Annotated in this window: 13 protein-coding genes; 11 read left to right on the top strand and 2 right to left on the bottom strand. The window is 49.3% G+C overall.

The genetic code is table 11. From position 1 onward, the window contains the following. The first annotated feature begins 39 nt into the window (after positions 1 to 39). From PQI28_RS03085 to PQI28_RS03045, 9 genes are all read left to right on the top strand, one after another. Positions 40 to 1,587, top strand: a complete 1,548-nt coding sequence (locus PQI28_RS03085) for a long-chain-fatty-acid--CoA ligase (RefSeq protein WP_339962510.1) — start codon at positions 40 to 42, stop codon at positions 1,585 to 1,587. 91 nt (positions 1,588 to 1,678) lie between these two features. After that, positions 1,679 to 1,981, top strand: coding sequence for a metal-sensitive transcriptional regulator (locus PQI28_RS03080; RefSeq protein WP_214739359.1), 303 nt, complete (start codon positions 1,679 to 1,681; stop codon positions 1,979 to 1,981). A gap of 11 nt (positions 1,982 to 1,992) precedes the next feature. Then, on the top strand, positions 1,993 to 4,104 hold the full coding sequence (locus PQI28_RS03075) for a heavy metal translocating P-type ATPase (RefSeq protein ID WP_339962508.1): 2,112 nt from the start codon (positions 1,993 to 1,995) through the stop codon (positions 4,102 to 4,104). Continuing rightward, entirely contained in the window at positions 4,101 to 4,307 is a 207-nt protein-coding gene (gene copZ, locus PQI28_RS03070; RefSeq protein WP_074032640.1) for a copper chaperone CopZ, read from the top strand. Before PQI28_RS03075 ends, copZ begins: the two co-directional genes overlap by 4 nt. 309 nt (positions 4,308 to 4,616) lie before the next feature. Beyond that, positions 4,617 to 5,279, top strand: a complete 663-nt coding sequence (locus PQI28_RS03065; protein WP_015880954.1) for a response regulator transcription factor — start codon at positions 4,617 to 4,619, stop codon at positions 5,277 to 5,279. Between the two features lie 26 nt (positions 5,280 to 5,305). Further along, a complete protein-coding gene (locus PQI28_RS03060; protein ID WP_339962507.1) occupies positions 5,306 to 6,646 on the top strand; it encodes a HAMP domain-containing sensor histidine kinase in 1,341 nt (446 codons plus the stop codon). A gap of 127 nt (positions 6,647 to 6,773) precedes the next feature. Then, positions 6,774 to 7,244 carry a competence protein ComK gene (locus PQI28_RS03055; protein ID WP_214785393.1) on the top strand — a complete coding sequence of 157 codons (471 nt, stop codon included), beginning with the start codon at positions 6,774 to 6,776 and terminating at the stop codon, positions 7,242 to 7,244. Positions 7,245 to 7,330: 86 nt separating this feature from the next. Beyond that, complete coding sequence (locus tag PQI28_RS03050) at positions 7,331 to 10,399, top strand: efflux RND transporter permease subunit (protein WP_214785392.1); 3,069 nt, start codon at positions 7,331 to 7,333, stop codon at positions 10,397 to 10,399. A gap of 127 nt (positions 10,400 to 10,526) precedes the next feature. Further along, positions 10,527 to 10,937 carry a hypothetical protein gene (locus PQI28_RS03045; protein WP_015880958.1) on the top strand — a complete coding sequence of 137 codons (411 nt, stop codon included), beginning with the start codon at positions 10,527 to 10,529 and terminating at the stop codon, positions 10,935 to 10,937. 32 nt (positions 10,938 to 10,969) lie between these two features. On the opposite strand, the gene PQI28_RS03040 is transcribed toward PQI28_RS03045, so the two are convergent. Both PQI28_RS03040 and PQI28_RS03035 read right to left on the bottom strand, forming a co-directional pair. Continuing rightward, positions 10,970 to 11,359, bottom strand: coding sequence for a hypothetical protein (locus PQI28_RS03040; protein WP_214785391.1), 390 nt, complete (start codon positions 11,357 to 11,359; stop codon positions 10,970 to 10,972). Positions 11,360 to 11,414: 55 nt separating this feature from the next. After that, entirely contained in the window at positions 11,415 to 11,801 is a 387-nt protein-coding gene (locus PQI28_RS03035) for a truncated hemoglobin (protein ID WP_251125659.1), read from the bottom strand. A 153-nt stretch (positions 11,802 to 11,954) separates the two neighbouring features. Between PQI28_RS03035 and addB the strand changes: the two genes are divergently transcribed. Together addB and addA are read left to right on the top strand one after the other, a co-directional pair. Next, on the top strand, positions 11,955 to 15,392 hold the full coding sequence (gene addB, locus PQI28_RS03030; RefSeq protein ID WP_214785390.1) for a helicase-exonuclease AddAB subunit AddB: 3,438 nt from the start codon (positions 11,955 to 11,957) through the stop codon (positions 15,390 to 15,392). Beyond that, positions 15,370 to 18,987 (top strand): helicase-exonuclease AddAB subunit AddA, encoded by a 3,618-nt coding sequence (gene addA / locus PQI28_RS03025; RefSeq protein WP_339962506.1) that lies wholly within the window; start codon positions 15,370 to 15,372, stop codon positions 18,985 to 18,987. The genes addB and addA overlap by 23 nt, the downstream gene beginning before the upstream one ends. The last annotated feature ends 135 nt before the right edge of the window (positions 18,988 to 19,122 follow it).

Below are 19,122 nucleotides of genomic sequence, written 5' to 3'. Positions count from 1 at the left end.
CTCAAAAGTGAATCATCATTCATTTAAAGGGGGATTACCATGGCAAACTTAGTCAAGTCACTACAAGAAGTGGTGACCGCTCACCCGCAAAAGGCTGCGTACGTGTTTGGGGAAGACACGGTGAGTTACGAACAGTTTTATGGGCAAGTCAAGGCGATGGCATCGACGCTTGAACAAAAAGGGATTGGACAAGGCGATCACGTCGCCCTCGTTCTCGGCAACAGCCCAGCGTTCTTGATCGCGTACTTCGCCGTGTTGTCACGTGGAGGGGTCGTCATTCCGATCAACCCTACATACACGCCTGATGAAATGGCCTACATTCTACTTGATGGAGACGTCAAAGGAATTGTTGGCTTGTCACCGCTCGTCGCGCAGGCAGAAGCGGCACTCTCGAAGTTACCTCAGTTGAAACTCGTCATCTCTGTCCCATATGCGGACGTACCGGCATTGAAGCGTGAAGGCGAAATTGAGTTTATCCCTTTCGCGGAAGCGTTCGCTGCGACAGAAGGAACGTTCATTGAAGTCGATGAAGAAGAGGTTGCCGTCATTCTCTATACAAGTGGGACGACCGGGAAGCCGAAGGGCGCATTATTGACGCACCAGAACCTGTTCTCGAATGCGCATTCAATCGGGGAGTATTTGGACATTACACCAGAGGATAAAGCGTTAGCCGCATTGCCGATGTTCCACGTCTTCTGTTTGACGGTCATCGTCAACGCGCCACTCCTTCGTGGGGCGACGATTGTCATCTTACCGAAGTTCTCACCACAAGATGTATTTGACTTGGTGCCAAAGCATCGCGTGACGTTCTTTGCAGGAGTACCGACGATGTACAACTTCTTGCTGCAGACGGCGATGAAAGTACCGGCCTATACGTCCGCGTTGAAACATGTCCGCGTGTTCGTCTCAGGAGGGGCAAGTTTACCGGTCCAATTGCTCGAGTCATTTGAGCAGATGTTCGAATGTAAAATTCTCGAAGGGTATGGTCTGTCTGAGGCGTCACCGGTCACTTGCTTCAACCCGCTTCACGGCGAGCGAAAAGCGGGATCGATCGGACCTTCAATCGTTCATGTCGAAAACAAAGTCGTCGACGAGCTAGGGGAAGAAGTCGGCGTCGGTGAAGTCGGAGAATTGATTGTACGTGGACCGAACGTCATGAAAGGGTATTATAAGTTACCGGAAGAGACGATGATCACACTCCGCGACGGCTGGCTCTATACAGGGGATTTGGCGCGACGTGACGAGGACGGTTATTTCTATATCGTCGACCGGAAAAAGGATATGGTCATCGTCGGAGGTTATAACGTATACCCTCGTGAGGTAGAAGAAGTTCTATATCAACATCCTGATATCGTGGAAGCAGCGGTGATTGGTGTGCCAGATGCGGAGCAAGGAGAAGCGGTGAAGGCGTTCGTCGTCACGAAACATGAAGACGTGACAAAAGAGGATATTCGTGCGTACACACAAACAAAGTTGGCGAAATATAAGCAACCGACTTATATTGAGATCATCGAAGAACTTCCGCGAAATACGACTGGTAAGATTTTACGAACCGTCTTGAAGAGCGAGGCATTCCAAAATAGTTGAGTAGAGAGGGGCGACTACGAGTCGTTCCTTTTTTATCATTTCATTTGACACTGTTACGGGGTAGGGGTATATTAATGGTGAGGTGATCAACATGGATGAATTTTTGCATGACCAACCACTCGTTCCGCGTGATGATGCTGAGCGGGAGGCACTCGGAAAGCGTCTCAAACGAATCGAGGGACAAGTCCGGGGGATTCAAAAGATGGTCGAGAACGACCGCTATTGTGTCGATATTTTGACACAGACGTCAGCCATTCAGGCCGCACTGAAGCAAGTTGAGATGCAACTGTTAGAACGTCATATGCGCAAGTGTTTGGTTCACGCAAGTGAGACGGAAAACATGGAACCTTACATTGATGAATTGATGACGATTGTCAGCCGCATCAAAAAATAAGGAGGGATTTCATGAAAACCGTTGAGTTATCCATACAAGGAATGACCTGTGCGGCTTGTTCGGCACGAATTGAAAAAGTGTTGAACAAGATGGACGGTGTCGAAGCGACGGTTAACCTGCCGCTCGAGACGGCAACCATTCGTGTCGATGAAGGCATTACAGAAGAAGAACTGATCGCCCGAATCGAGAAGATCGGATACGGAGCTGAACCAAAAGTGGAGATGGCGCCACCGCATGATTTGCGTCCATTACAGCGGAAAGTCATCATCTCTGCCTTGTTGTCGGCACCTTTACTCCTCGTCATGTTGACGCATATACCAGGACTCGGATTTCATGCACCATGGCTGATGAACCCATGGTGGCAACTCGCTCTTGCGACGCCCGTGCAGTTTTGGATTGGCGCACAGTTTTATCAAGGGGCGTATAAGAGCTTAAAGAGCGGTTCGGCGAACATGGATGTGCTCGTCGCGACGGGAACATCGGCCGCATACTTTTACTCTATTTTTGAAATGATTGTACATCCGATGAATCCGCATCTTTACTTCGAAACGAGTGCCGTCCTCATCACGCTCGTCCTGCTCGGGAAATGGTTAGAAGGACGAGCGAAAGAGAAGACGACCGATGCGTTAAAATCACTCTTATCGCTTCAGGCGAAAGAGGCAATCCTCTTTGTTGACGGAGAAGAACGGTCTGTCGCCGTTGAGCTCGTCAAAGTAGGTGACGTTCTCGTTGTGCGTCCAGGAGAGAAGATTCCGGTGGACGGACGCATCATCGAAGGAGAGACGGTCATCGATGAATCGATGTTGACCGGTGAATCGATTCCTGCCGAGAAAACGGTTGAGGCTGAAGTCGTCGGCGGTACGATCAACCAGTCCCACCGAATCCTCATGCGGGCAGAACGAGTCGGGAAAGAGACGATGCTCGCTCAAATCGTCCGTGTCGTCGAGCAGGCACAAACAGATAAGGCGCCGATTCAACGGCAGGCCGACCGTATCTCTGGCGTGTTCGTGCCGATTGTCGTAGCCATAAGTGCCGTCACGTTCGCTGTCTGGGCGTTTCTCTTGAATGATATCGATACGGCCATTCGTGCATCGATCGCAGTACTTGTCATTGCTTGTCCGTGTGCCCTCGGATTGGCAACGCCGACATCAATCATGGTCGGAACGGGACGAGCGGCAGAACAAGGTGTATTGTTCAAAGGGGGCGGGCAACTCGAATCACTTAATGAAGCAAACATCGTCGTTTTTGACAAAACAGGAACATTGACGAACGGGACACCGGAAGTGGTAGAAACGTTCGGAGATGAAGCGGCGCTCCGCCGTGCTGTCATGGCAGAACGGCAATCAACACATCCTTTGGCGGCAGCAATCGGTCGAGAACACGGTGATGGTATCGTGACGAAAGTGGAAGAGCTGGCGGGTCGTGGTGTCAAAGCGGTCGTTGATGGGAAAGAACTCATCATCGGGTCTGTTCGGATGATGGAAGAGCTCGGGTACAACTTGCCAGATTGGTCGATGCGGGCGATGACCCCGGTCTATGTCGCAGATGAGAGCGGGATTGTCGCGGCGTTCGGACTACAGGATCAATTGAAACCGAAAAGCCGTGATGTCGTGCAAGCACTTAGCCAAACACGTGACGTGTATGTCTTGACGGGTGACCGAAAAGAAGTCGCCTATGCGATTGCCGACGAACTTGGCCTTCCGCATCATCATGTCATTGCCGAAGTCCTTCCGGTCGAGAAGGCGGACCAAATCGAACGCTTGAAGCAATCAGGCCGTGTCGCCATGGTGGGGGACGGTATGAACGATGCTCCTGCCCTTGCGGTCGCAGACGTCGGGATTGCTTTTGGGAGCGGTACAGATGTCGCACTCGAGGCGGCAGATGTTACAATTGTAGGGCATGACATTGAAGGTGTGAGCCGGGCGATGAATATGAGCCGTTTGACGATGAAAAACATTCGTCAAAACTTGTTCTGGGCGCTCGCTTATAACAGTCTTGGCATACCGGTCGCTGCAGCGGGGTTACTTGCCCCATGGATTGCCGGTGCGGCGATGGCGTTCAGTTCGGTGTCTGTCGTCTTGAACGCATTACGATTAAAAACACAAGGAGGATCATCATCATGAAAGAAACAACATTGACAGTAGAAGGCATGACATGTAATCACTGCAAAGCTGCCGTTGAGGGAGCATTGAATGAATTGAACGGTGTCGAATCAGCAACCGTATCACTCCAAGAGCATCGGGTCGACGTGATTCACGAAGATTCTGTCTCACGCGAGGCGATGGTCGAAGCAGTCGAAGAGCAAGGATACGACGTAAAGGCATAATGATGAAGGGTCCCGAGTGAAATCGGGACTTTTTTTGTTGTATTCAATGAACAGGATCTATGCTATATTTAAGTTGATAATGAGAATCGGTATCAACAGGAGGCGGACATCATGGAAATCATCATGATCAGTGGAGTGTTGGCGTTGATTAGTGGGGGCACAGCGTTTTTGGCGCAACAGCTACGAACAAATTCAGTACGTTGAAGAAGGTGCGATTTCGTTGCCTTCTTTTTTTTGACTCTAAACCTTTCCCATCATTTCACGACAATTGTTTGATATGATGAGAAAAAACGTGTTGAGGTGACTTGAATGTATACAATCTACTTAGTCGACGATGAAGCAAACTTGAATAAAATGCTCGTCACGTATCTAGAACAGGAAGGATACAACGTTCGCTCATTCGCGGACGGGACATCCGCGCAAGAAGCGATACCGGATCAGCCAGACTTATGGGTGCTTGACATCATGCTGCCGGACTTGGATGGTTTTCAATTGCTGAAACAAATTAAGGCCGTCAATGCCAATACACCGACCATCTTCATTTCAGCCCGAGACGAGGACATCGACAAAATCATTGGTCTTGAGATGGGATCGGATGACTACATTGCGAAACCTTTCCTCCCGAGAGAACTTGTCATTCGCGTCAAAAAACTGATTGATCGTGTCTACGGATCGAAGTCGAATGAACATATCGAGTACGGAGAGTATACAATCTATCCGGACAAACGACTCATCAAACACGGGGATGAAGAGATTGATTTGACTTCGAAAGAATTCGACTTACTCCTTCTCTTCCTCGAACATCCGGGTTCGGCTTTATCGCGTGAACAGATTCTTGAAGGAGTTTGGGGGAACGATTATTTCGGTTCGGACCGAGTCGTCGATGATTTGGTGCGCCGCGTTCGTAAGAAATTGCACCGTCTCGAGCTCGAAACGCTTTACGGTATCGGCTACCGTCTCGTCAGACCATGATGAACGCCATCAAGCCGAAGCGTCTCATGTGGAAGATATGGGTACTCATCCTTCTCATCATCGTGACCCTCGCGCTCATGATTTTGATTACGGTCCGCTCTTCTATCACCCAGTTCATCGATGAACAAGTATATGAGACGTTACGAGATGTAGACTATTATTTGGGCAATACGAATGAGTTGGAGAATTATCCGCAAAATCCAATCGAGTATGACCGACGTCAGCAAGAGTCGCGTTCGGTCAACCAATTGATTTTTCTTCCGAACGGACGAATCATCTACGGATCGGCACCACTCGAATTGACGAACCGCATGTATCAGGAAGCATTGAATCAAAGTGGTCAAGTCGAGCGATATCAGACGACGATTGACGGGGAAGACGTCTATTACATCATTCGTCAAAATGAATACGATGGTACGATCGTCTATCAAGCATCCTACGCTTGGGATGCGTACCGTCGTGAATTAGTCTCGACGTTGTATTTGCGCATTTCAATTCTGATTGGTGTCATCAGTCTCTTGTCGCTCATCCCGGCACTGCTCATGTCTCGCCAGTTGACGAAACCGATTGTCGAGATGGAACGTGCGGTCGAGAAAATTTCGAATCGCCAATGGGAGACGGCTCTTCCGCTAGATCGACAAGATGAACTTGGACAATTGGCCCATTCAATCGATGCGATGCGCAAAGAATTGAAGGAACAGGATCTCGCTCAACAAGCGTTACTCCAAAACATCTCACATGATTTGAAGACGCCAATTATGGTCATCCGTGGATATGCCCAGTCGATCGGGGACGGGATCTATCCGACGGGAGACTTGAAGGGGTCTTCTGAAGTTATTGACGAAGAGGCATCTCGACTTGAAAAGAAAGTTGTCGACTTGCTGTATGTGACGAAGCTCGAATATTTCAAAGGACAAGAGATGAAACTTGAACCGATCAATCTGGATAAGTTGATGGAACTCCTTGTGGCGCGCTTTAAACTGAGAGGGCGGCTTGATTGGGAAATTAACGGTGAAGGTGGAGAGATGCTCGGGGATGGGGAACAGATCCGGGTCGCGTTTGAGAACGTTCTCGACAATGCGCTTCGTTATGCGGAAACATGTATTCGAATTGACTTAAACCGAGACGAGTCTGGCGTGGAAATCATCATCTTTAATGATGGACCACCCGTTGACGAGAGCCTTGATTTATTCCATCAGTTCTCTCGTGGGAAACAAGGGAAGTTCGGGCTCGGATTATTTATCGTCCAACGAATTGTGACACTTCACACAGGAGAAGTGTCCCTTCGAAATACAGGAGACGGAACTGCGGTGAGATTTTATTTTCCGCGACTCAAACCGAACCATGCTTTAAAATCTAACGCTTGATTTTGAAAACCAGCCAAGAAACGGCTGGTTTTTTTATGGGAAATGTCAAAAAGTCGATTTGCGGGGCGTGCAGAATCCTGGTATGAATGACATGTAAGTCATTACATACGTTATGGGGGATGAAAAGATGAGTAGATTGACCAATGAAACGAGAGCTTTAATTCCTGTATTTAACGAGTTTGGCGAAGCGGAGACGCTCGTGTATCAACCGGAAGGCGTGACGCGAGTGAAAGGGTCACCCATCGACCTATTAGAACATGCATGTTTGTACTATGGATCGAGCATTCAAGGTAGAATCGAAGCTGCGCGTCACGTCCTAGGTCCACATCGGAAAACACCTGTTGTGATGGATTGGCACGCTGACGCGGTCTTCTTTCCGACGATTGCAAAGGAGAGCCCAGACTGTGCGTGGATCAATTTTCAGCACGTGACAGCCATCAAAAAAGACGGAAATCAGACACTCATTCAGTTTTTGACAGGTGAATCGGTCAAGGTTCACGTATCCGACCATACGGTGGCAAGGCAAAAACAACGGTCAATCGAATTATCATACGCATTTCAAAAACGTTTCCATGACAGCACATTGCAACACGCTTAAGGATTGAATTCAATACGAAACCCCTCTATGATGAAGAAGAGATATCATATGTGTATTTGCACATCTTCCGAAAGTGAGGGGTTTATATGTTTTTTGAAAAAATGATTGAGCGAGGGAAACTGGTCATCGTGTTTCTTCTCGTCGCAATCGTCGTAGGTGTGCTGACGTTCTTCCAGCTCCCTAAACGTGAGATTCCTGAAACGGGAATCAACATCGTACTCGTTCAAACACCATATCCTGGTGCGACTGCCGAAACGGTTGAACGTAGTGTGACTGGCGTGTTAGAAGAAGAACTACGTAGTCTAGAAGGAGTGGAGAACGTGACGTCGATTTCGGCTTCAGAGTTCTCAAACATTACGGTCGAGTATGCAGATGGGACTGACCAGGCAGAGTTTCAGGCGAACGTACGCCAAGCTTTGTCTGACGCAACACCAAAGCTACCAGAAAACGCACTCGCACCGACAGTCAATGACTCGCTCGGTCAATTACCGGTCGCCTCATACTTGTTGACAGCGGATGATCGTGAATCATTCGAGGATGTTCGTGCAGACATCGAGGAATTAGAATCGAACCTTCTGCGAACAGATGGTGTGACAGGGGTCACCGTCAAAGGTCTACCGGAGCAAGAGTATGTCGTCTCACTTGACTCCGAAGAACTCAGTGCACGGCAGCTCGCCTTCCCTGACGTGTTGACAGCAATTAACGAAGAGTATAAGACGACACCACTCGGTCGCCAATCGACCGATGAAGGCATCTATCAACTGGCGATCGATAACTTGACGAATGTGAACGACATGGAGCAAGTCATTGTCGGTTCGTTCAATGGAGAGCCAGTTTTGTTAGAAGATGTCGGAACGGTTGAAGAGACGGCGAAAAGTGAGACGGACCTCGTTTCATTAGACGGAAAACCAGCCGTTTCCATCACTGTACCGATTGAGTCAGGTTTGGATATCCCAACGATGCAAGACCGTGTCAACGAGGTAGTGGAAGACGGCCTTGGAGATTTGGACGGTTTTGAGCTTGTTCCGTATTATGAACAGGCGAAGGCTGTCGATGCAATCTTCTCGTCGCTGACGCGTGAATTCATTATCGCGATCATCGCCGTCATCGCCGTGACAACGATTGGTCTCACGTTCTCTGGGTCAATCATCGTCAGTTTGGCAATTCCATTGTCATTCTTGATTGCGTTGATCCCGTTACAATTCACCGGGGTCGACTTGAACCAAATCTCGATTATTGGAGCAATCATCGCCTTGGGGATTTTGGTTGATGACGCGATCGTCGTCAACGACAATATTTTACGACGGTACCGTAGTGGTGATTCCGCGATGCTCGGAGCAGTGCGGGGAACGAAAGAAGTATGGGGCTCGATTGTCACGTCGACACTCGCTGTCGTCTTCGCCTTCCTTCCGCTCACGTTGCTATCTGGAGCGAACGGAAACTTCATCCGTGCCTTGCCGACGGTGCTCGCGCTCTCTGTTTTGGCCTCGATGGTCATCAGTTTGACGCTAGTCCCGATTGCGCAATATCGCTTGAACCGAAAAGAAGTGAAAGTATCGAAGCGTGAACCGGGTTGGCTCGGCGGACCGCTCAATCGTCTCAGTAACTTCTATGCCGATCGTCTGTTACCGAGTGTCGCGAAACGTCCTTGGACGTTCGGGATTGTCGGTTTCGTCATCACGACAGCGCTGTATGGATTGATTCTTCTCACGCCGTTTGAGTTCTTTCCGGCGGCGAACCGTCCGGAAGTCGTGACAAGTGTGACCTTGCCTGTACAGACGGATTTAGAAGAGACAGAAGCACGTCTTGAAGAAATCGAAGCAAGGTTCCAAGAAGAAGAAGGGGTCGTTGAAACATCGATCTTTGCAGGTAGTGGACTTCCTGGTCTATTCACGGGTGGACTCGATCAGTCCGGTGAAAACACAGGGCAAGTCGTTGTTCGTGTCGATAATGAATCAATCGATGCCATCGAGTTGATTGATAAATACACGAATGAGTTGCGTGAGGCATATCCTGATGCAGAAATCTTCTTAGATACGCAACAACAAGGACCACCGGCATCGGCACCTGTCGAGTTCACGATGCGTAGCGAAACGATTGATCAGCTCGTCGCTGCACGTGACCAAGTGAAGGCCGACTTAGAAGAAATCGATGGCGCCATCGTCCTCGATAACATCAAAGAGCCGTTCCAAACGCTCACGTACGAACTAAATCGTGAAGAGATGGCCCAAGCGGGTGTCACAGCGAAAGCCATCAGTGATCAAATCCGACTCGTCACAGACGGGATTCCAATCGGCACGTTCGATGACGGAGTGGAACAGCGTGACGTGAAGATTGTCATCGATGCGGAAGCAAACCGTGAGGCACTTGCGCTTGATGACATTTTAATCCCGGTCGAAACGGAAGCCGGTCCACCGGTTGCACCGCTTAGCACGTTCGTGACAGAAACGACAACGGAGCAAATTCAACAGATTCCTCGCGAGAATGGAGAACGTTCGGTCACACTCCAAATTTATGCGAGTGAGGGCATGGATGAAGATGCGTTCAAGCAAGATGTCGAGCAAGTGTTGGATGACGCGAAGTCTGGGTTAGAAGATGAAGGAATCACGTTCGACCAGTCCGGAGCGAGTGATACGCAGAATGAGTTCTTCTTAGAGCTTGCGACATTGTTCGTCGTCGTCTTGTTCTTGATTTACTTGATCATCGCGTTCCAGTTCAACTCATTGTCATTACCACTTCTCGTGTTATTCACAATCTATCTCGCGATTGCTGGAGCGGTCGTCGGGTTGTTCGTGACACAGACGCCGTTCAGTTTCATGGCATCGATGGGGATGGTATCGCTTGCGGGAATCGTCGTCCGGAACGCAGTCGTCCTGTTCGAGTTTATCGAACAGCGCATTCGTGAAGGCTTACCGGTCACGACCGCCGTGTACGAAGCCGGACGTGCTCGGATTCGTCCGATTCTCTTGACAGCACTTACTGCAGTCGTTGCCCTCCTACCGGTTGCACTTGGAGAAGACCCGCTCTTCAAACCGCTTGCGATTGGAATTGTATCGGGTATTCTATTCTCGACTGTGTTGACTCTCGTGCTTGTCCCGGCATACTACCTGATTTTGGCGAAACGCCGTCACAAGGACAAACCGTTTACAGAATGATTCAGCTTGAAGATGTGATGCCGTATGGTGTCACATCTTTTTTTGAACCATTTGTCACATGTTTTGGGTGATGTTGTATGGGTATAATTAGAAGAGAGGTTTTGAACAGTATGGGAGGGAATTGAAGATGAACGATTCATATACTTGGCTTAATCGCCGTAAAGTACGACCCGCATACAGTGTGACGGGGAGCCGTTCTTGGTCGAGTGAGCGTGTCGTTCGACCAGACCGTGCGCGTGGAAAGATGGTACGCGACGTGAAACGTGTACGTCGTCCATATGTAGACGAATACGGCAATCGTCGTTGGACGACGGGACGTGTCGTCGTCACGGATGCGTCACGTAAGGCACGGGCGCATGGACATGGCGATACAGCCGTACAGTTAGAATTCTCGACACCAACACCGTATGAGCGTGTGAAAGAGATGATTCCGACAAAACGTGTGCTCGTTCCGGTTGTCGCCGGACTTGCCGTTGTCGGTGGGATTGCTGGTGTTGCATATGCACTCCGTAAAAAGAAACGAAATAAGAAGAACTAATAAAAAAATCGCCGAAAAATTCGGCGATTTTTTTATTTGAAGCGTTCAGCGAGGATGCGCTCGAGTTCACGTTGCCCGAGTTCACGCATTTCTGCCTCATTTTCTTCGTCGTATGCATCGTCCGTGAAGCGTCCGACAAATTCGACTTTGCCGTTTCCAAGTTCACGGAACACTAAGTTTTTGCGATCGTTGTAAAAGACGACACGGTACTCACGACCATTTTCATGATCGTAGTTGAAGACGCCTTTGATGTGATCCATGTTCTTCTCTTCCGGTTGATCCTCATCATCGTCCTCATCTTCTTCTGCTTCAGCAGCTTCGTTAGCTTCATCAAGCGCGTCGGCGAGGACTACCGTTTCTTCTTTTTCTTCTGTCCCCTCTTCTTCAGATGAGACGACTTCTTTTTTTTCTTCTTCTGTCATGTGAAACGACCTCCTTTACTTACTTTCCTATCATACCCACTTTTTATAGTTGTGACTACTCAAAATGATGTGAGCAAACCCGGACGACATTCGAAGAGGACATGATCAGTCGCTGGAAGAGCTGACGTTTGATCGATTCTGGCGCATCGACTGTCTTGAGCGCTTGCTCCATGCATCCGAGCCAATGCCCGGCATGGGTCTCAGAAATCGGATGTTCATGATGAATCATCGCTAAATTCCCACCACCGCGACGTTCCGAATACAACTTCGGACCACCGAGCAATTGGGTTAAAAATTCGAATTGGTGTTGCTTCACCCGTTCTTTGTCTTCCGGAAACAGCGGAAGTAGAATCGGATCGGCATAGACGAGGTCATAAAACGCGTCAACGAGTTGTTGAACGCCGCTTTCGCCTCCAAATTGTTCATAGGCACTCACATTCATTCCCCCTCATACGTTCAGTCTAATCGATTTCGAGCAAAAATGGGAATGATGCAAGCTGTGACTTTTTTGACTAGGGTAAAGAGGAGGTTTCCCTCTACAAATAAGAGCGGATGGTTCATAATGAAAGAAAAAAGGGAAGGAGTGTTCGCTAAAATGACAGTAACCTTTCACGTTGGTCGATCGGGAACGGGGAAAAGTGAACGGATGATCGAACAGGTTATTCAAGAACTGAAACAAAACCCGAGCGGACCAACGATTTATATGATCGTGCCGGACCAAATGTCGTTTGAAATGGAGAAAAAGATGGCGACAGTGGACGGCCTACGCGGCTCGACAAGAATCCAAGTGCTGTCGATGCGCCGTCTTGCATTTTTGATGATGCGGGATGCGGGAGTGGCGACCGACCAATTTTTAGATCAGACGGGGACACATCTGTTGTTGCGGAGAGTCGTCGAGATGAGCGAGGAACGATTGACCTTGTTCCGTCGAACGATGAACCAGTTCGGATTTTATGAAGAGTTGAACCAATTGATTTCGATGTTGAAGCGAGGACTTGTCGAACCCGAACATCTGTTGCGGTTGAGTGAACAAGCGCAACATCGTGCCTTGAAGTTACAGGACCTCTCCATCATCTATGAAGGATTTTTAAAGATGACAGAAGGGAAGTCACTACATGCGGAAGATTACTTCAACGTCCTGTTGCAACTGTTGCCCGAGACGGATTTGACGGGAGTCCGTGTTTACGTAGACGGATTTAATGAGTTCTCGGAGCAGGAATTAGCCGTCCTTGTCGGTCTTGCGGAAAAAGTCGACGTCGATGTGTTGCTGACGCTAGATCCTTCATCGATGTATCGTCCTGACCCATTGTTTGGACCGACGCAACGGACGCTCATGCGCTTCAAGGAACTCTTGTCAGAACGGCAACTTCCATCGGTCGACAAACCGTATGACACCATCTATCGCTATACGCATCCAAGCCTTCGCTATTTAGAGGCGACGTTTGACCAGATGACGGCAGAGCCGTATACAGGGGCAGAGAACCGCGTCGATTTACATGCTGCCGTCGACCGGACTGTCGAGGTGGAAGCGGCCGTTCGAGAAGTCATCCGACTCACCCGTGAAGAAGGATATCGTTACCGAGATATCGCGCTCATTTCGCGTTCACTCGAAGAGTATGGCGATTTGGCATCGCAGGCGTTACAAAAAATGGGGCTCCCTTACTTCCTAGATGAACGGCAACCGATGCTTGACCATCCGCTCGTCGAATTGTTGAAAGCAACCATCGACATCGCCTTGCGTAGCTATCGGGAGGAGGCGGTCTTCCGGGCATTGAAGACGGAACTCGTCGTCCTCGACCCGACACATCGACGCACGTCCGTTGACCGTCTCGAAGCGTTCGTCATTGAGCGCGGAATCAAACACTATCATTGGCACGATGCATGGCAATTGCGTCGTCGTACAGGTGAAGAAGCGCGACTGACGAGTGAAGAGCTAGACGTCGAAGTGGAGTTGAATCGATACCGGGAACGCGTCATCGAAACGTTCGATCCGTTGTTAGCGGATTTGAAGCAGGCGAAGACGATGCAAGCCTATACGCATGCCATGTATGCCTTTTTGGAGCGGATTGGTGTATCCGACTGTCTGACCCATTGGCGTGACGAGGCGATTGAAGAAGCGCAGTTGCTCGAAGCGCGTGAGCATACCCAAGTGTGGGACGCGGTCTTACATCTACTCGAACAATTGGAAGCGGCAGCTCCGGAAGAGAAGTTGTCGACGGAACTGTTTCTTCAGATGATGGACACTGGGCTAGATAGTCTACGTTATGCGCTCATTCCACCTTCACTCGATCAGTTGACGGTGACGGACTATGTCCGTGGTCGATTGATTGATAAGAAAGTGGTGTTCTTGCTCGGGGCAAATGAAGACCAAATCCCTCTCGTCACGACACAATCCAAACTGTTGACCGATCACGACTTGGACTTCATGCATGAGAACGGACTGCGTGCCGGGAAAGCGACCGAGCACTTGTTCGATGATGAAACGTATTACTTATATAAAGCAGTGACGGCACCGAGTGAGCGTCTCTATATTAGCTACGCCCTCGTCGACAGGACCGGTAAGGCGGTTCAACCGGCACGTTTCATCGCTGATTTGAAGGTGCGTCTCCATAAAAACATCATTAAGACACACTTTGCTGAAGCAGGAGAGCACCGACCACGTGACCAATTCGCCTTTTTGACGAACGTGAACCAGACGGCAGCGGTCACGGCTCTTGAACTGCAACGATTGAGTCGTCATTATCCGATTCAAGATATGTGGTTCGCCGTCTATAACGAACTGTTAAAACATCCGGATGGTCGTGAACGTTTGCAGTTGTTGACGAGCGCCCTGTTCTATCAAAATATCCCGAAATCACTAGACGACGATGTGGCTAAATCTCTTTATACACCGTCGATTCGGGCGAGTGTCTCGCGACTTGAGACGTTCCAAGCATGTCCGTTCAAACATTTTGCGAGTTATGGCTTGCGCCTGAAGGAACGCCGATTGTATCGACTCGAGGCACCGGATATCGGAAACTTGTATCACCGAACGATTGAACATATGTCACAAACGGTGAAGATGGACGGAAAAGAATGGCGAGATGTAGCACCTGATGAATGTGTGAACTTAGCGGAACAAGCAGTAGAACTCGTGACGCCTGAAATTCAACACGCCATTCTGATGAGTTCAAATCGTTACGCCTATTTAAAGAAAAAATTGACGGACGTCGTCAGCAAAACGGCAGAAGTATTGATTGAACAGTCGAAGCGGGACGGATTTGACCCGAAAGCGTTTGAACTCGCGTTCGGGAGTGGACAGTTCCCGCCTGTCTCATTCACATTATCGAATGGGGCCACGTGTGAACTCATCGGTCGCATCGACCGTGTCGACACGGCGATGGTCCACGATCAGCTGTACGTTCGTATCGTCGATTATAAGTCGAGCAAACGTGAAGTCGACTTCGCGGAAATTTACTATGGTCTTGCCATGCAGATGCTCATCTACTTGAAAGTACTGATTGAACAGGCAGAGGTATGGACGAAAGAGAACGTGGCGCCGGCTGCGGCACTGTATTTCCACGTTCATCGCCCACTCGTCCCACCGGCAGGTTCTGAGGAAGAGACGCGACAGAAAGTATTGGAGTCGTATCAGATGCAGGGGTTGTTGGTCGACGATCCGGAAATTTTGGAGATGATGGACCGCTCTGCGAAAGGATCTTCGAAAAAATCAATCGTCATCCCGGTCAAATATAAAAAAGATGGCACACCTGATTCGAATACACTGAAGAAGATTGTCACACCACCTCAACTCGAACAATTGATGGACCATGCGTTTGACGTCGTCAAATCGAGTGCCGAAGAGATGTATGAAGGAAAAATTGACGTAGAACCTTACGAATATAAAGAGCGCCGCCCGTGTCAGACGTGTCCGTACCAGAGTGTCTGCCATTTTGACGAGGCGCTCGCGAATGAACCACGCAAATTGAAAAAGTTAGAGAAAGAAGATGTATTTCAGGAGTTAGGAGGGGATGACCGTGAAATGGACGAATGATCAATTCGCCGCAATTGAAGCGAGGGGAAGTCACGTACTTGTCTCGGCTGCGGCCGGTTCAGGAAAGACAGCAGTTCTCGTTGAACGGTTGTCTAGCCGATTGCTGGACGAAGCGGATGCGTTGACGGCAGACCGTATGCTCGTCGTCACGTTTACGAACGCGGCAGCTGCAGAAATGAAGCGACGCATCGCAAAGGCGCTCGAAGAGGCGTTACGTGACGACCCGACGAATGAGTACGTCCGAAAACAACGACAAATGTTGAACCGGGCTCTCATTACAACCATCCATTCCTTTTGCTTAGAAGTGATTCGTGAGAATTACTATTTGTTAGACTTAGACCCGGCATTCAAGATTGCGGAAGAACGTGACCTCGTGCTCTTACAAGATGATGTGTTAGAAGAGGTGCTTGAAGAGGAGTACGGAAAGCAGGATACGGATTTCTTCGCCCTTGTCGATGCCTATACGTCAGACCGTGGCGATAGCGAAATCGAAGACCTTATTCTTGGTCTTTATCATTATGCTCGTACACTCCCAGACCCTGATGCCTATTTGGACAAACTCATTTCGATGTATTCGTTCGGCGATGACCCGGATCATGAAGCCATCCTCATCGAGTTCGGTCACATGCTGTGGCAGGACATTGAGAAAGCGGTGCGTGATCTTCGGAAGCTCGAGGCGGAACTTCGGGTTGCAGGCTATGAACCGCAGTCGGAAAACATTCGTCAGGCGATTTTCCCGTTTGAACAGTTAGAAGGGGAAGAAATTGTCTGGAGTGAACTTGAAACGGCTGCACGTGCGATGAAGTTTGGAACGATGAAAGCCGTCCCTAAAAAAGAGGAGCATCAAATTTATCATGAGGTGCTCAAACCGGCGTACGATCAAGCGAAGAAGAAGTTGACGGCAGCTGCTGAACGGGCACGTGTCAGTGGGGCGGATCTATTAGAGAGCGTCTCGATGCAACAACCTCTCGTCAAGACGCTCGTCCGAACGGTCCGTGCGTTCGGAACAGCGTATGAGCAAGCGAAACGTGACCGAGCCTTCGTCGACTTTAGCGACTTGGAACATTATGCGCTCGCCATTTTACGGCAGGAGGATGGACCGTCTGATGTCGCCGCTCTATACAAGGAACGTTTCGTCGAGGTACTAGTCGATGAATATCAAGATACGAACGAAATTCAAGAAACGATTATCAACCTGGTCGCAAATGAACGGGAAGAGATTGGGAACCTGTTCATGGTTGGAGACATCAAGCAGTCGATTTATCGGTTCCGTCATGCGGAACCGGGTCTCTTCATCGATAAGGCGACGCGCTTCAAACAGGCGGACACGGGAAAACGAATTGATCTCTCTCAAAACTTCCGCAGTCGGGCAGAGGTGCTTCACGGAATCAATGACTTGTTCGTCCAGCTCATGGACGAAGAGGTCGGAGAAATCGCTTATGATGAGACCGCTCAACTCGTGCCGGGTCGTGAATATGAACCGATTCCAGCGAATCCTGAATTCATGATCGTCGACGGGACAAGTCGCGAATTATCGAAACAGGAAGTCGAAGGACGAGCGATTGCAACTCGAATCCTAGAATTAGTATCTGGGGAAGAACCGTTCAAAGTGACGGATGAAGTGACGGGTCAACTAAGAAACTGTGAGTACCGGGACATCGTGATTCTCGTCCGTTCGAAAAAAGGGCGGGTTGAACAGTTGATGGACATTTTGACACAGTACAACATTCCGGCTTATACGGATTCAGATGGCGGCTATTTTCAAGCGACAGAGATTCGAATGATTCTTGCTCTCTTGAAAGTAATTGATAATCCCCTACAGGACATCCCGCTCGCCGGTGCGCTCCGTTCCCCGATGTTCCGATTCGATGATGGGGAATTGGCACGAATCCGACTCGAGTCCGAAGATTCTTTCTTTGAAGCTTTGAAAGCAAAAGCGGATGACGATGACGAGCTTGGCGTGAAGTGTGGAGATTTTCTCGATCGTCTTTCCCACTGGCGTACGTATGCACGCAATCATAGCTTATCTGAACTGATTCAACAGCTGTTTAACGATACTGGGTTTTATGACTTCTCGGGTGGATTGCCTGGTGGGAAAGGACGACAGGAAAACTTAAAAGCGCTCTATGACCGCGCCCTCTCTTACGAGCGAAGCGGCTATCGTGGACTGTATCGCTTCTTACGTGTCATGGACCGTTTACAAGATACAGGAGAAGATTTATCCGAGGCGCGTTCTCTCGGTGATGAGGAGAACGTTGTTCGCATCATGACTGTGCATAAGTCAAAAGGTCTTGAGTTCCCGGTGACGATTGTCGCCCAGCTCGGAAAACAGTTCAATACACTCGACCAGAAACAGCGCGTCATTTTCCATAAGCAATATGGAATTTCACTCGATGCGATTGATGTCGTGACACGTACGAAATCGGAAACATTCGTGAAAGAAATGATCCGACGAGATTTGGACGCAACGATGAAAGCCGAAGAGATGCGTGTCCTCTATGTCGCATTGACACGGGCAAAAGAGAAACTCATTCTCGTCGGTACGGTTGGAGATTCAGCCAAGCAGCTCCAGCAATGGCTACAGGTCGGGCAATCTGGGGAACTGTTAGCAAGTGAGGCGAGACGAGAGGCGAAAACGTACTTGGATTGGATTGCGCCAGCACTCTTACGTTTGCCAAGTGCCACGACATTTATCGAGTCGTTCGGTTTCACGGTACCCGCCTCATTTTATGAATCGACTTCGTGGACGTATCGTTTGATTGGAGAAGACGATCTTGCAGAGATTGCGACACTTCAAGAAATGATGGCACAACTCCACCATGTGCAACGATTTGAAGCGATTGATTTTCCTATTCAAAATGAGGATGAGACGATTCGTGCCGTCCACAAAGCGTTAACTTATAGCTATCCAGCTCAGGATGCTGTACGCACAGCGGCGAAACAGACGGTGACGGAATTAAAACGGGCGATGCAACTGGAACAAGCCGCCTTCGAAGACCCGGTTCGTCCAATCGATACACCTTATCGGGAGCCGAAATGGCGTCAAGTGAAACAGACCGGTGCCGAACGGGGGACCACGTTACATTTGATTTTCCAAATGGCTGATCCGAACCAACCGATTGTCGATCAAATCGATCAATGGGAGAGACACGGTATGCTGAGCCCGGTCGAGGCTGAGACGGCGCGTCTTGCCATTCCTGACATCGAAGCATTTTTCCAGACCGACGTCGGGCAAGCGCTCGCCGACGCGCTTGAGCGCGGCACGGCGTGGCGAGAGCTTCCGTTCACCTATACCGTTCCGGCTGAACGAGTTAACCCGGATGGACAGTTTACGGATGAGGACGTCTTGATTCAAGGGATTATCGACTGTCTGTATTTCGACGGAACATCGTATGTCCTGTTGGATTATAAATCAGATGCCGTTGTTCATTTGTCCGAATCTCGTGAAGACGCACACGAGCGGCTCCGTGAGCGATACGCGATTCAGTTGCAGCTGTACCGAGAGGCCATTGAGACGATTTGGGAGATTCGCGTCGAACAGACGCTCATTTACTCACTTGATTTACAGGAAATCGTCACGGTGACAACTTCATAAAGGCTACACGTTGAGCGATGTCAGCTACATGACATCGCTCTTTTTGTTATGTGCATCTTCACATTCTAAATCATTGACAAGTGAGTTGAGGAGGAGTAATTTATTTTATATAAGTAATTGTTCCATATAGAACAA

The organism is Exiguobacterium sp. USCH10, assembly GCF_037619445.1.
In the GTDB taxonomy this organism is placed as follows: Bacteria; Bacillota; Bacilli; order Exiguobacteriales; family Exiguobacteriaceae; genus Exiguobacterium; species Exiguobacterium aestuarii_A.
This window is presented reverse-complemented; position numbering and strand designations above follow the sequence as displayed.

Excerpts from the sequence above, each read along its gene's own strand:
- PQI28_RS03085 (WP_339962510.1), top strand. The coding sequence starts at position 40 with ATGGCAAACTTAGTCAAGTCACTACAAGAAGTGGTGACCGCTCACCCG.
- PQI28_RS03080 (WP_214739359.1), top strand. The coding sequence starts at position 1,679 with ATGGATGAATTTTTGCATGACCAACCACTCGTTCCGCGTGATGATGCT.
- PQI28_RS03075 (WP_339962508.1), top strand. The coding sequence starts at position 1,993 with ATGAAAACCGTTGAGTTATCCATACAAGGAATGACCTGTGCGGCTTGT.
- copZ (WP_074032640.1), top strand. The coding sequence starts at position 4,101 with ATGAAAGAAACAACATTGACAGTAGAAGGCATGACATGTAATCACTGC.
- PQI28_RS03065 (WP_015880954.1), top strand. The coding sequence starts at position 4,617 with ATGTATACAATCTACTTAGTCGACGATGAAGCAAACTTGAATAAAATG.
- PQI28_RS03060 (WP_339962507.1), top strand. The coding sequence starts at position 5,306 with ATGTGGAAGATATGGGTACTCATCCTTCTCATCATCGTGACCCTCGCG.
- PQI28_RS03055 (WP_214785393.1), top strand. The coding sequence starts at position 6,774 with ATGAGTAGATTGACCAATGAAACGAGAGCTTTAATTCCTGTATTTAAC.
- PQI28_RS03050 (WP_214785392.1), top strand. The coding sequence starts at position 7,331 with ATGTTTTTTGAAAAAATGATTGAGCGAGGGAAACTGGTCATCGTGTTT.
- PQI28_RS03045 (WP_015880958.1), top strand. The coding sequence starts at position 10,527 with ATGAACGATTCATATACTTGGCTTAATCGCCGTAAAGTACGACCCGCA.
- PQI28_RS03040 (WP_214785391.1), bottom strand. The coding sequence starts at position 11,359 with ATGACAGAAGAAGAAAAAAAAGAAGTCGTCTCATCTGAAGAAGAGGGG.
- PQI28_RS03035 (WP_251125659.1), bottom strand. The coding sequence starts at position 11,801 with ATGAATGTGAGTGCCTATGAACAATTTGGAGGCGAAAGCGGCGTTCAA.
- addB (WP_214785390.1), top strand. The coding sequence starts at position 11,955 with ATGACAGTAACCTTTCACGTTGGTCGATCGGGAACGGGGAAAAGTGAA.
- addA (WP_339962506.1), top strand. The coding sequence starts at position 15,370 with ATGACCGTGAAATGGACGAATGATCAATTCGCCGCAATTGAAGCGAGG.